Genomic DNA, 12,808 nt, shown 5'->3' with positions numbered 1-12,808 from the left:
AGAATCGGCGGATGTCCTACGTGATCGGCGGACGTCCGGTGGCCGACCGGATCGTCGCGGAGCTGCCCTCCTTCGTGCGGCAGGTGATCGCGTCGCTGGTCGAGCGCGTTCCCGCGTACGCCCAGCTGCCCGCGGAGGAGCTCCAGGGCGACATCTTCCGGGTCGTCGAACACGCGTTGCGCGCTTTCGCCCAGGTGCTCGGGAGCGGTGAGCTGCCGTCCGAGGACGAGCTGCGGTTCCTGCGCGAGTCGGCGGCACGGCGGGCGGAGGAGGGCGTGCCGATCGACGTGGTGCTCACGGCGTACCACGTGGGCATCCAGGTCGTGTGGGAGTCGCTGGTGCCCGAGGCGCGGCCCGAGGAGGTCGGGGAGGTGCTGGCGCTGAACGCGTTGGCGTTGCGGTACCTCCAGCTCGTGACTCCGGTCGTGAGCGCCGGGTACCTCGACGAGCGGCAGACGATGTTCGACGACGAGAGGTCCGCGCGGCACACGTTGCTGGCCGCGTTGCTCGACGGGTCCGCGGAGGTGTCCGGACCGCTCGTGGTGCTGGCGCTGCACGTGCCGCCGCATCCCGACGAGCTGCTGGCCGGTGTGGACGCGGCCATCGCCGGGCGCCGGAAGCTGCGCCGGCTGCGGACCGAGCTGGAGCGGCACAGCCGGGAGCCGGTGCTGTCCTCGCTCACCCCGGACGGCGGGATCGCGCTGCTGCCCGGCGAGGACGACCGCGTGGACCGGATCGTCGCCGACGTCGCCAAGGCCGCGGGTGTACCGATCACGGTGGCGGCGGTCGCGGCCTCCCCCTCCGGGGTCGCGGCCGCCGCCGGGCTCGCGCGCGAGGTCCTCGCCGTGGCCGTGCGGTCGGGTCCTGGCCTGTACCGGCTCACCGACGTGCTGCTCGAGTACCAGCTGTCCCGGCCGAGCGCGGCGCTCGGACCGTTGGCCTCCGTTGTGGAGCCGTTGACCGAGGAACTGGTGCAGACGCTGGAGGTCTACCTCCGGCGCGGGTCACGGCGTCCTGCCGCGACCGAGCTGCACGTGCACCCGAACACCGTCGACTACCGGCTGCGGCGGGTCGCCGAGTTGACCGGGCTGGACCCGACGCGGATCGAGCACGTCACGCTGCTGACGGCGGCACTGGCCGCACGGCGCTCGCGACCGTAGTCCCGAACGCCTTCATGCCCGCGGCGTTGGGGTGCAACGGTGCGGCGATCGTCGTCGGGATCAGGCCTTCGAGGTACCGGTCGGCCGGCTCGGCGCAGATGTCGTGCCCGACGGTCACCGCGGCGAAGTCCACGAAGGTCGCGCCGCGCTTGGACGCCTCGGACCTCGCGGTCGCGCTGATCCTGTTCATGACGCCCTGCAGGTAGTCGGCGTCGCGGCCCCAGACCGGCTGACGCGGATAGCAGCCGCCCGGCCTGATGTAGGTGCCGTAGCCGGTGACCAGCAGCTTCGCGTTCGGCGAACGGCGCTTGATCTCGTCCAGCGCGGCACCGAACTCGGGTGCCCACGCGTCAACGGCCGCGGCGAGCTGGTCGGCACCACCGGCGGTGTAGCGGTCCTTGCAGGAGAGCCCAGCCGGTTCGGGCAGGAGGTTGATGCAGCTCAACGCCGTCTGGAAGAGGCCGATGTCGTTGGCGCCGATCGTCAGCGACACGAGGTCGGTGCTCGGCTTCAGCGCGTCGTACTGCGGTGCGACGAACCCGAACTGGCGGCCCGCGAAGTCGTCGGTCTTCGCGCCGGAGCACGTGACGTCGGTGAGCCTCGCACCGAGCAGTTTCGCCGCGACCTGCGGGTAGTTCTGGTCCGAGCGCAGGCACCACAGCGCCGGGTCCTGGTTCGGGATGAGCGGACCGGCCGCCGCCGAGTCACCCAGTGCCACGTAGTCGAGGGTGTCGTCCGCCTGTGCTGCGGTTGTTCCGGCGACCAACGTCGCCACGAGCGCCAACCCGGCCACGATCCGCATTCCGAACCTCCAACGTCGCTGTCAGGTCTGCTCATCGTGGTGGTTCTGGTCACTGCCGCGGGTGGGACGCTGCCCAGAGTCCGCCGGACGTGTTTGTGACGGATCACAATGGGGCCGTGACTCCTGGGGATCTTCTCGCACTGGCCGCACGGTCCTGCGCGGACGCCGCGAAGCTGCTGCACGAGCTGCCGGTCGACGTGTCGGCGAAGGGCACGTTCGACCAGGTCAGTTCGGCGGACCTGGAGGTCGAGGCGTTCCTGCGCCGGGCGCTCGTGGCCGCGGTGCCGGAGTCGGCGGTGATCGGCGAGGAGCTCGGGTCGGCCCGAGCGCCGATCACCTGGTACGTCGACCCGATCGACGGCACCCGCAACTTCGTGCGCGGCCTGCCCTTGTCGTGCATCTCGGTGGCCGCGGCCGTCGACGGCGAGCTGGTCGCGGGCTGCGTGCTGGACCCGTTCCGCGACGAGCTGTTCACGGCGGCCGTCGACGTGCCGTTCGCGGTCAGCTCGACCGGGCTGACGATCACCCCTGGGGTGAGCCCGCGGCCGCTCGTGCTGACCGACATGCCGTTGCCCGGCAGCCCGTACCGCGGCGAGCTGGACCTGCTGGGTGAGCTGATGGAGGTCGCGGACGTGCGCCGCGTCTACTCCACCGCCCTGTCGCTCGCCTGGGTCGCGGCCGGGCGGGCGGACGCGGCGGCGAACCTCGGCATCCACCCGTGGGACGTCGCGGCGGGCGCGGTGCTCGTCCGCTCGGCGGGCGGAGAGTTCCGCGAGATCGGCTCCACCGGGTTCGTGGCGGGCCGGGGTGAGATCGTGTCGTGGCTGGCCGACCGACTGGAGGGCGTCGTCTCGTGATCGATCTCCGCGGCAGGGTCGTACTGGTCACCGGAGCCGGCGGCACCATCGGCGCGGGCATCTCGGCCCGGTTCGCCGACGCGGGCGCCGTGGTCGTCCGCCACCTCGGACGCGCCGACGGCGACCTGCGCACGGACGCCGCGAGGATCGTCGACGAGGCCGTCGCGCGGCACGGCAGGCTGGACGCGGTCGTCAACAACGCCGGTGTGCAGCCCGTGGAACCGTTGCCGGACATGACGATCGAGCAGTGGCGATCTGTCGTGGACACGAACCTGACGGGCCCGTTCGCCGTCACCCAGGCCGCGGCGCGCCACCTGGGCCGCGGCGGTTCGATCACCCACATCGCGTCGATCGAGGGGTCCCACCCGGCGCCCGGCCACGCCCACTACGCCGCCTCGAAGGCCGCGCTGATCATGCACGCGCGTGCGGCGGCGCTCGAGTACGGCCCGCGCGGGATCCGCGTCAACACCGTCTCACCGGGTCTGGTGGCCAGGCCCGGCATCGAGGAGCAGTGGCCGGAGGGCGTCGCCCGGTGGCAGGCGGCGGCACCGTTGGGGCGGCTCGGGACGCCGGAGGACATCGGCAACGCGTGCGTGTTCCTCGCCTCGGACCTCGCCTCGTGGATCACCGGCCACGACCTCGTGGTCGACGGCGGCGTCACGGCTCGCCCGACGTGGTAGCGCTACCCACGCTCATCGTGGCTGAAACACTACTTTCCGTAATCACCCATTCTAGTTACATCACGTGACACCGGAATTAACAGAGCACAAAGACCCATCCTTGACCCTCGGAAGAACCGCTGGTCACAAGCGGTCCGTCACGCATCATGCACTGTCCGCATCGATCACTTATCAAAGGTGTCAACTTGGTCACGGACCAAGTTTTGACTACACCTAGTGATAACGCGGACGTCGTTTTCGTCGAATCCTCAACCAGTCGACCTGGACCAGAGGGGGACGGACGACATGACAACCGAGAACCGAGGACTTTCCCGTCGGACACTGCTGACCGCCGCGCTGGGAGGCGCAGCGGCGAGCGTCGTGGGGCACAGCGTGTTCGCCGGAGTCGCCTCGGCGGCGCCCGGACGCAGGAAGCTGATCATCGGCAGCGTGGACCACCTGGGCAACGGAGTCGTGCAGCTCGCCGACCCGAGCCTGAACGGCGGGTCCACGATCGTCGCCGTCAACGGCCAGCCCAACGGGATCGCGGGCTCGCCGGACGGGCTGCGGGCGTACGTGGCAACGGCGTTCGGACCGGGCCTGAGCGTCGTGGACGTGGACGCCGCCAAGGTCACCGACGAGATCGCCGTCGGCGGGTTCGCCAACGAGGTGGTGGTCTCGCCCGACGGCAAGACCGTCTACGTCGCGACCGGGTCGAGCGGTGCCGGTGGTTCCCGCGGGCACGTGGCCGTGGTGGACGCGGCGACCGGTGACGTGCGCACCCTGATCAACGCGGGACTGTGGCCTCGCTCGCTGGCGTTGACGCCGGACGGCACGCAGCTGTTCGTGGGCGACGAGCGGGCGAAGAACGTGACGATCGTCGACACCGCGAAGAACGCGGTGGCCGGTTCGTTCAGGACCGAGAAGCAGGTGCTCGAACTCGCCATCGACCCCAAGGGCAAGAGCCTCTACGCGGCCGCGTTGCGCGAGCTGGTCACGTACGACCTGCGTGGCGGCAAGTCGGGTTCGACCGAACTGGAGGGCGTTCCCTGCGGCCTGGCGGTGCACCCGAACGGAACGTTCGCGGTGGTGAGCCTCTACGCGGGCCGCAACGCGGACTCGCAGCTCGTGACGGTGAACATCGCGTCCAACAAGGTGAGGACGAAGGAGCCCAACGGCAAGGCGAACGGTCCTCTGACGATGAGCAAGGACGGTGACCGCGCGTTCGTGCTGGACAAGAAGAACCGCAAGGTCACGTCCGCGGACACCGCGTCCGGCAAGCCGGACAACTCCCTGTCGACCCCCAACTCGAACACGCCGACCTGCGTCGCGTTCGTCGAGACCGTCTGAGCCGGGAGGAACCCGCGATGCCTTTCTCCATGGCCGTCAAGACCCTGGACTACACCCCGACCTGGCCCACCTACCCGAGCCTGTGGATGGGCGGCTACTGCGGTGCCGCGCGCGGCAACGCGGGCGCGGTGGACCGCAGGCTGCGCGCCCAGTGCGTCCTCATCGACGACGGTGCCGGCCCCAAGGTGATGCTCCGCGTCGACGTCGTGAGCATCCCGCGCTACGTCCACCAGGCGATCAGGTCCGCCGTGCTGTCGTTGGTGGGCAACAACAACGGCAACTTCCTGATCATCTGCAGCCACACCCACTCCGGTCCGATGATCGGCACCACGCGGCCGAGCCCGTACGTGATGATGGACCTCACGGCCGCGGACATCAGCGCGATCGAGGGCACCACGACGGTGTTCATCAACCAGATGGTCGCCCTCGTGCAGCAGACCGTCGCCATGGCCCGCACGCCGGTCACCTTGTCGTACAAGGAAGGCAACACGACGATCGGCTACAACCGGGCGGAGGAACCCAACGTCCTCACCACGATCTCCGCGCTGGTCGCCCGGCGCACGAGCAACAACAGCCTGTTCACCGTCCTGTTCGGCTACGCGTGCCACGCCGTGTCCCGCGGCAACGACAAGGTGTTCTGCAGCGACTACCCCGGCGCCGCGACCGACGTCATCAGCAACGCCCTCGGCGTGCAGGCGTTGTTCTTCCAGGGCGCCGCGGGCGACCAGGAACCCAACGACCCGCACGCGCCCGGCCAGGTCACGAGCCTCGGCACGACGCTGGGCAACGCGGTCGTGCAGATGGTGAACTCCGGTGGCTGGAACGCGGTCAACGGCCCGATCAGCACCTACTACAACGAGGTCAAGCTCCCGCTGACGGTGGACTTCGGCGACCCGGCGGCGGTGATCCGCGCCCGCAACTCCTACAACGAGCGGATCGACACGTTCCCGCCCGACGACTTCGCGTACCGCCACGCCGAGGTCATGATCGAGCAGATCCACGGCGAGGGACTGCCCAAGGTGTTCCCGATGCCCATCCAGCGCTGGAACCTGGGCGGCCTGAACATCCTCGCGATGTCGCACGAGGTCCTCTCGCAGTACGCGGTGACGTTGCAGAACCAGACCCCGGGCTGGCTCTGGATCATGGCCTACGCCAACGAGACCGAGGGCTACGTCGCGGCCAACGGCGTCCTGCAGGCAGGCGAGGCGAAGCACTTCGGCTACGAGGCCGGCTGGACCGACGACGACCAGATTTCGGGTCCCGGCTCGTGGACGACGTTCTACGCCTGGCCCGCACCACTGAAGTTCAACCCGAGCGGCGCGGCCTCGCCCGGGACCACCGAGCGTCTGGTTCTCGACGCCTGCACCGCCATGCTGAACCTCTGAGGGGTGGAGTGAGACATGCCAGGACCCAGCACCACGTTGTCGGCCCGCTACGGCCTCGCTCCGGTCTACCCGTGCGACAACGTCGGCGACCTTTACCTGTTCGAACACTCGACGCCGACCACCGGTACGTTCGTCTGGGGCGAGAGCTACCAGGTGGGCGCGGGCTGGCAGGGCCGCGTGCTCGCGGGCCCGAGCGGGTGGATGTTCAGCATCACCACCGGCGGTGAGCTGAGACTGTTGCACTACAACGGAACCAACTGGGACTCGTTCAACGGCAGCGAGTACGTCGTGCTCGGCCAGGGCTGGTCCTACACGGCGGCCAACACCCGCTACCGGATCTCGGTGGACGAGGACGGCGTGATCTACACGCTCGACACCCTCGGCAACCTCAAGGCGCACTACTACAACTTCGCGACCCAGCAGTGGGCCGTGCAGGGCGCCCTGCTGGACACCGGCCTGACCCAGTACAACGCGATCGTCGCAACGAGCCGTGGTGTCGTCTACGCGCGCAACGCGGCCGGCGCGATGTACCGCTACTACATCGACTTCTGGTCGGCCGCCACGGCGACGTGGGTCAAGCCCGTCACGACGGTCACCACGGGCTGGGCGAACCTGAAGAACCTGAGCTCGGCCGGCGGCGAGACGTTCTACGCCGTGAACCAGAACAACGGCAACCTGCTCTGGTACAGCTACAACCCCGTCGCCAAGACGTGGAAGAACGCGAAGATCATCGGCAGCGGGTGGAACAGCGAGCAGGACGTCGTCGTGCAGTCCAACGCGTGCAGCCGGTTCCCGTGGAACTCCGCGTGCAACTCGTTCGGGCCGCAGGACGGTGGTGCGGTGATCACCCGGCTGAACCAGGTGAAGAAGAACTGAGTCCGTGAGTGGACCGGCGGACAACCAGCTCCGGCTGCACGAGCCGGCGCCGGTCCACGCCGGTCCGTTCGTTGATGAGCGCGATCAGCAGGTCGACCGCTTCCTCACCGATCCGATCCGGGCGCAAGCTCACCGCGGTCACGGGCGGGCTCGTCGTCGCGTAGTCCGGATCCTCGCTGATGCACGCCACCAGCAGGTCCCGCGGCACCTCGAGCCCGTGATGCCGGGCGGCGGCGAGGATGTTGTGGCCCGAGTCGGAGTAGACGCCGACGATCGCGTCCGGTCGTGGATCGCGGTCGAGCAGCAGCCCGGCCGCAGTCTGTTCGGTCGTGAAGTAGTCGGGCAGCGAGGCGTACCTCTCGACGAGGATCGGCACGTCCCGTTCGGCGCACCAGGACACGTAGGCCTGCTCGACCAGGTGCGGGTACGCGTCGTCGTGCACCGGCAGGGTGAGCGCGATCCGCCGGGCGCCCGCCTCCGCGAGGTGGTCGAGCGCGAGCCGCAGTCCCGCGTCGAGGTCGGCGTCCACCCACGCGTCACCGGGCACCGGGCGGCACGGCCTGCCCTCGCTGACGATCGGGATGCCGCGTTCCCGCAGGAGGGAGCGCACCGGGTCGTCGGCACGCGGTCCGGCGTGGATGACACCGTCCATCGGCGCGCTGAGCCACATCCACGGTGACAACGAACTCGGCATCACCATGAGCATGTAGCCGCGCTCGTGCGCCGCTGCCATCGCGCCCAGCGCCAGCTGTCCGTAGTACGGGATCTCGGTGTACGACACGGGAAGGTCGCCGTAGGTCGTCATCGTCAGGCCGAGCACCCCGGTGCAGCCGGACGCCACGGCCCTCGCCGTGCTGGCGGGCGCGTGACCGAGCTCGCGGGCCGCGGCGATCACGCGTTGCCTCGTCGCCTCGGACACCCGTCCGGTGCCGTTGAGGGCGTTCGACACCGTGGCCGTGGAGACCCCGGCCAGCGCGGCCACGGCTCCGAGCGTGGGACGCCGCCAGACATGCGTGGTCTTCATGTCCATCTCAACAGGCCCCGCCCGGCTTGTGGTTAAGACGTTAATCACTCAACCTACCGGCGAACGCGGGTGGGAACGAGTGCTTCATGTGGACAGAGGGGAAGCGGTGGAGGCAAAGATTTCACAGGTGCGGCAACGCACCACACCTCCGGTCGTCATGGCGCGGTGGGCGCTGTGGGCGTTCGTCGTCGTCAACCTGGTGATCGTCGAGGTCCTCTTCTTCACCGCCGGAGCCGGCAAGAACGAGGTGCTGACCGTCGCCAAGTTCTTCGGCATGCACGCCGCCGTGGTGATGCTGTTCCAACTGCTGCTGGTGGCGCGACTGCCGTGGCTCGACCGCCGGATCGGCATGGACCGGCTCACCGTGTGGCACCGCTGGGTCGGCTTCACCCTGCTGTGGACCATCCTCACCCACGCCTTCATCGTGGTGCTGGGCTACGCGACGCTCGACAACGCGTCGATGGGCAAGACGTTCCTCGCACTGGCCGGAGTACCGGCCTCGCTGCTGGGCATGTGCGCCGCGCTGATCGTCGTCGTGATCGGCACGGTCTCCACGCGGAACGTGCGGCGGCGGCTGCGATACGAGACGTGGCACGGCCTGCACCTGTTGCTGTACTTGGCGTTGGGCCTGGCGTTCGTCCACCAGCTGCGGGAGACCACGACCTTCAAGTCGTCCCCGTTCGCGCAGATCTACTGGTGGGCCCTGTGGCTGTTCGCGTTCGGCGCTTTGGTTACGGGCCGGATCGTGATGCCCCTGTGGCGCAACGCCTACCACCACTTCGAGGTCGCGGCAGTCGTCCCGGAGTCCGACGACGTGGTGTCGATCCACGTCACCGGCCGCCACCTCGACAAGCTGCCTGCCAGGGCAGGCCAGTTCTGCATCTGGCGCTTCCCCGGCCACAACCACTGGTGGCTGGCGAACCCGTTCTCCCTCTCGGCGGCACCCGACGGCCGCACGCTGCGCCTGACGGCCAAGGCGGTCGGCAAGGTCAGCGCCGGCCTGCGCAACGTCCCGGTGGGAAGCCGAGCCTTCGTCGAGGGCCCGTACGGCGCGTTCACCTCACTGCACCGCACCCGCCCCGGCGCACTCCTCATCGCCGGCGGGGTGGGCATCACGCCGATCCGAGCCCTTCTGGAGGAGGAACCGGCAGGCGACGTCGTGGTGCTCTACCGGGTCCGCACCGCTGAGGACGCCGTCCTGGCCGACGAGGTGCGCACGCTGGTCGCGGAACGCGGCGGCCGGCTGCACCTGCTCACCGGCCGCACGGCGGACAGGCCCTCGCCGTTCGAGCCGGGCAGTCTCCGCACCCTGGTTCCCGACATCGACGAACGCGACGTGTACGTGTGCGGCCCGCCCGCGATGACCTCAGCCGTGCTCGATGCGCTGCGCCGGTTGAAGGTTCCTGGGCGGCAGGTGCACTCGGAGCGGTTCGGGCTGGCGTGACGCCGGGCTGAAGTGGACGGGCTCGCCGCTCCGGTGGCGAGCCCCGAAGAACGGGCTGAGACGTAGCGCACACCCGCCCGGCACCCGGACCGACGTCGGCACCACATCGACACGGGGGCGGGCACCGGGCCCCGAACAGCCCGGTATCACCCAGGGTTACAAGATCATCATTCGACAGCGCTTGCGCTGGTCAGCACCAGCGCCGGAGGAGTGAAACGCGTGGTGCCCCCGACGGGATTCGAACCCGTACTGTGATCCTTTTAAGGGACCTGCCTCTACCGATTGGGCTACGGGGGCGTGGGGAGCCTAGGGCTTGATCGTCCGCTTGTGTGAGCGGATGGTGATTTCTCGCCCGCACGGCCCATCAGGTTGGACTAGAACGAGCATCCGGCTAAGGTTCGAACGGACCCGAACATCAGCGTGCCCTCCCCGCCCCGAGCAGCTCCTTGAACCGCAGCGCCACCCAGTCGTGCACGGCCGCGGAGACCGAGTTGTCCCCCGCCCGGTGCTCGAACCAGCGCCAGTCGCAGTTCACGTTGATCTCCAGGAACACGTGGTCGCGGCCGGTCACGAGCAGGTCGAACGCCGCCACCTGCACTCGCCAGTGGCGCGCCAGGGCCAGCAGGCGGTCCGACAGAGAAGAAGGCACCGAGGTCGGCGTCACGCGCACGGCGTCCGGGTCGACCCAGAGTTGGGCCGGGTCGAGTTTGTCCACCTGGAACGCGATGCAGCGCTCTCCCACCACGAACACGCGCAGTTCCGTGTCGGACGGGACGTACTCCTGGACGATCACCGGCGCGGGCTCGGGGGCGTCGGAGGCGCGTGAGGTCTCCAGTGGCCGCGGGAAGAGGCCGTGTTGCACGCCCGGACGTGGTTCCAGCAGGTGGCGGCCGGCGGTCTTGACGATGCAATGGGCTCCGCCGGGGCGCGTACGGCCCGGACGTGTCGTCACGGCCGTGCGGGGGACACGGAGGCCGAATGCCGCTGCGTCGGAAAGCTGCGTCAGGCGGTCCAGATGCGTCGAGAAGCGCGACGGGTTCACATGAGCCCAGTCGGAGCGTGAGGACAGCCAGTTGGCCACTGAGGCCCACTGGTCGACCGCGTAGGCGCCGGCCAGGGTTCCCGGCTCCACGGGCACGGCGGAGAGTTCGAAGTGGCGGCGCCAGACGAGCAGGGGGCGCAGCAGCCAGCGGTCGAGCTCGATCAGCGGCTGGTCGGTGTAGACGGAGAGCGGCAGGTCGACGCAGCGGTCGGCGTCGATGCGGGCCATGCGGATGCCGCGTTCGGCCAGTGCGATGGAGAGCTCGTTCATCTCCATGTCGGCGGCGCGCGCAAGCACCAGCACACAGGGTTGGGGATTGCCGTCGCCCTCGTCGACCATGCCGAGGCGGTGCACCTGTTCCTGGAAGTCCAGGCACTTGGGCGGAGAGCGGAAGAGGTAGTCCTGACCCTGGAGCAGCAGAGGTCTGGCAGCCTCGGACGGGGCACCCGGCACCCGCCCGTCAGCCGACCTGCTCAATCGTCCTTCTTGCTGCGGAAACTCTGCCCCGCCTGCGCGTACTCTGCGGCGTACTGCGCCAACGCGGGGTCCTCGATCTCGCCACGACGAAGCTGTGCGGCCAGCTCCTCGAGAGACATCGGGATCACCTCTCTCCCCACACGGGCGAATCACGCATTCAGGTGATGCACCAGCCGTAGTCTCTGGTTCACGTAACGCAATGTCAAGGCAGCCCCTGGAGCTTACTCCGATTGGGCGCTCAAGTTCCGCCCCTGGACGCACGAAGTGCCCCGAACGTGGTCACGTTCGGGGCACCTGTGCACTCACGGGGAGTAATGGATCAGCTTTGCACCGCGCGGTCGAAGTCCGACTTCGGGTCGTTGATCTGACCGAGCGCCACGATCTCGCGCCCGTAGAACAGCGCCTGCGTCCAGTCCATCAGCACGCGCAGCTTGCGGTTCACGGTCGGCATGAACGCCACGTGGTAGCTGCGGTGCATGAACCACGCCGGCAGGCCCTTGAAGCGCAGGCCGAACACGTCCGCCACGCCCTTGTAGAGGCCGAGGCCCGCGACCGAGCCGAGGTACTTGTGGAAGTAGTCCTTCGGCTTCTGGCCGCGCAGCGACGCGACGATGTTCTTGGAGAGCAGCTTCGACTGACGGATGGCGTGCTGCGCGTTCGGCACGCACGTCGCCGTCGGGTCCTCCTCGATGCGCGAGAGGTCCGGCACGGCGGAGCAGTCACCGGCGGCCCACACGCCGTCGAGGCCCTGGACCTGCATGGCGGCGGTGCACCGGACGCGGCCGCGCTCGTCGAGCGGGAGGTCCGTGTTGCGCAGCACCGGGTTCGCCTTCATGCCGGCGGTCCAGATGATCGTGTCGGAGTCGAACTCGGTGCCGTCGTCGAGGATGACGTGGCCGTTCTCCAGCGACTTGACCCGGGTGTCGAGGTAGATCTTGATGCCGCGCTTCTCCAGCGCCTCGACGGTCCACGCGCCGAGCTTGGCGGACACCTCGGGCATGATCCGGCCCATCGCCTCGACGAGGACCCAGTTCATCTCCTCGGGCTTGACACCCTCGTAGTACCGAAGCGCATACCGCGTCATGTCCTCGAGCTCGGCGAGCGTCTCGATGCCCGCGAAGCCGCCACCGATCACGACGAAGCTCAGGAGCTTCTTGCGCAGTTCCGCGTTGTTCGTGCTCGCGGCCTGGTCGAGGCGCGACAGCACGTGGTTGCGGACGTAGATCGCCTCGCCGATCGTCTTCATGCCGATGCCGACCTCGGCCAGGCCGGGGATCGGAAGCGTGCGGGAGATCGCACCCAGCGCGGAGACGAGCACGTCGTACTCGATCTCCTCGACGTGGCCGTCCGACAGCTCGGCGGTCACGATCTTGCGCGCGTGCTCGATCTTGGTGACGCGGCCCGTGACGACGTGGCAGCGCTTGAGCACCTTGCGCAGGGGAGCGACGACGTGGCGCGGCTCGATGGAGCCGGCCGCCGCCTCAGGCAGGAAGGGCTGGTAGGTCATGTGCGGCTGCGGGTCGATGACGGTGACCGACGCCTCACCGGAGCGCAGCTTCTTCTGCAGTCCGAGAGCCGTGTACATCCCGACGTACCCACCGCCGACAATGACGATTCGCGTGGGTTGCGACTTCACAGCAGCCATACACATATGGTCGCACCACGACCCGCTTTTTCGCGCGTCCGGAGGGGCCGTTGTGACTACCGTCGCCGGGTGATGCCGAACACCCTC

Annotated in this window: 12 protein-coding genes and 1 tRNA gene; 7 read left to right on the top strand and 6 right to left on the bottom strand. The window is 68.9% G+C overall.

Annotated features, from left to right (window positions below):
* The first annotated feature begins 11 nt into the window (after positions 1–11).
* Positions 12–1,160 carry a PucR family transcriptional regulator gene (locus AOM45_RS26695; RefSeq protein ID WP_030467554.1) on the top strand — a complete coding sequence of 383 codons (1,149 nt, stop codon included), beginning with the start codon at positions 12–14 and terminating at the stop codon, positions 1,158–1,160.
* Here AOM45_RS26695 and AOM45_RS26690 read toward each other — a convergent pair.
* Positions 1,114–1,962, bottom strand: coding sequence for an SGNH/GDSL hydrolase family protein (locus tag AOM45_RS26690; protein WP_051783328.1), 849 nt, complete (start codon positions 1,960–1,962; stop codon positions 1,114–1,116). The genes AOM45_RS26695 and AOM45_RS26690 overlap by 47 nt on opposite strands.
* A gap of 116 nt (positions 1,963–2,078) precedes the next feature.
* On the opposite strand from AOM45_RS26690, the gene AOM45_RS26685 reads away from it, so the two are divergent.
* From AOM45_RS26685 to AOM45_RS26665, 5 genes are all read left to right on the top strand, one after another.
* Entirely contained in the window at positions 2,079–2,819 is a 741-nt protein-coding gene (locus tag AOM45_RS26685) for an inositol monophosphatase family protein (RefSeq protein WP_051783329.1), read from the top strand.
* Positions 2,816–3,499 (top strand): SDR family NAD(P)-dependent oxidoreductase, encoded by a 684-nt coding sequence (locus AOM45_RS26680; protein ID WP_030467557.1) that lies wholly within the window; start codon positions 2,816–2,818, stop codon positions 3,497–3,499. Before AOM45_RS26685 ends, AOM45_RS26680 begins: the two co-directional genes overlap by 4 nt.
* A gap of 285 nt (positions 3,500–3,784) precedes the next feature.
* The gene (locus AOM45_RS26675; protein WP_156093811.1) at positions 3,785–4,828 is read left to right on the top strand and encodes a YncE family protein; all 1,044 of its coding nucleotides are present in this window, start codon (positions 3,785–3,787) and stop codon (positions 4,826–4,828) included.
* Positions 4,829–4,845: 17 nt separating this feature from the next.
* Positions 4,846–6,213: a hypothetical protein gene (locus AOM45_RS26670; protein ID WP_030467559.1), complete on the top strand. Its 1,368-nt coding sequence runs from the start codon at positions 4,846–4,848 to the stop codon at positions 6,211–6,213.
* 15 nt (positions 6,214–6,228) lie between these two features.
* The gene (locus AOM45_RS26665) at positions 6,229–7,089 is read left to right on the top strand and encodes a tachylectin-related carbohydrate-binding protein (RefSeq protein WP_030467560.1); all 861 of its coding nucleotides are present in this window, start codon (positions 6,229–6,231) and stop codon (positions 7,087–7,089) included.
* Here AOM45_RS26665 and AOM45_RS26660 read toward each other — a convergent pair.
* Positions 7,058–8,113, bottom strand: coding sequence for a LacI family DNA-binding transcriptional regulator (locus AOM45_RS26660; protein ID WP_030467561.1), 1,056 nt, complete (start codon positions 8,111–8,113; stop codon positions 7,058–7,060). The genes AOM45_RS26665 and AOM45_RS26660 overlap by 32 nt on opposite strands.
* Before the next feature lie 106 nt (positions 8,114–8,219).
* Between AOM45_RS26660 and AOM45_RS26655 the strand changes: the two genes are divergently transcribed.
* Positions 8,220–9,557, top strand: coding sequence for a ferredoxin reductase family protein (locus tag AOM45_RS26655; RefSeq protein ID WP_236703834.1), 1,338 nt, complete (start codon positions 8,220–8,222; stop codon positions 9,555–9,557).
* A 220-nt stretch (positions 9,558–9,777) separates the two neighbouring features.
* Here the strand turns inward: AOM45_RS26655 and AOM45_RS26650 are convergent.
* The 4 genes from AOM45_RS26650 to AOM45_RS26640 all read right to left on the bottom strand — a co-directional run bounded on the left by AOM45_RS26650 (position 9,778) and on the right by AOM45_RS26640 (position 12,721).
* Positions 9,778–9,854 (bottom strand) — tRNA-Leu (locus tag AOM45_RS26650).
* A gap of 118 nt (positions 9,855–9,972) precedes the next feature.
* Positions 9,973–11,076, bottom strand: a complete 1,104-nt coding sequence (locus tag AOM45_RS26645; RefSeq protein ID WP_081902110.1) for an ATP-grasp domain-containing protein — start codon at positions 11,074–11,076, stop codon at positions 9,973–9,975.
* Positions 11,073–11,195 (bottom strand): hypothetical protein, encoded by a 123-nt coding sequence (locus AOM45_RS53555; protein WP_269083663.1) that lies wholly within the window; start codon positions 11,193–11,195, stop codon positions 11,073–11,075. Before AOM45_RS53555 ends, AOM45_RS26645 begins: the two co-directional genes overlap by 4 nt.
* 200 nt (positions 11,196–11,395) lie before the next feature.
* Positions 11,396–12,721 carry an NAD(P)/FAD-dependent oxidoreductase gene (locus AOM45_RS26640; protein ID WP_030467564.1) on the bottom strand — a complete coding sequence of 442 codons (1,326 nt, stop codon included), beginning with the start codon at positions 12,719–12,721 and terminating at the stop codon, positions 11,396–11,398.
* Between the last annotated feature and the right edge of the window lie 87 nt (positions 12,722–12,808).

It is taken from the genome of Lentzea aerocolonigenes, assembly GCF_000974445.1.
Taxonomy (GTDB): Bacteria; Actinomycetota; Actinomycetes; order Mycobacteriales; family Pseudonocardiaceae; genus Lentzea; species Lentzea aerocolonigenes.
The sequence above is the reverse complement of the archived record's forward strand: the minus strand, read 5'-3'. Positions and strand labels throughout refer to the sequence as shown.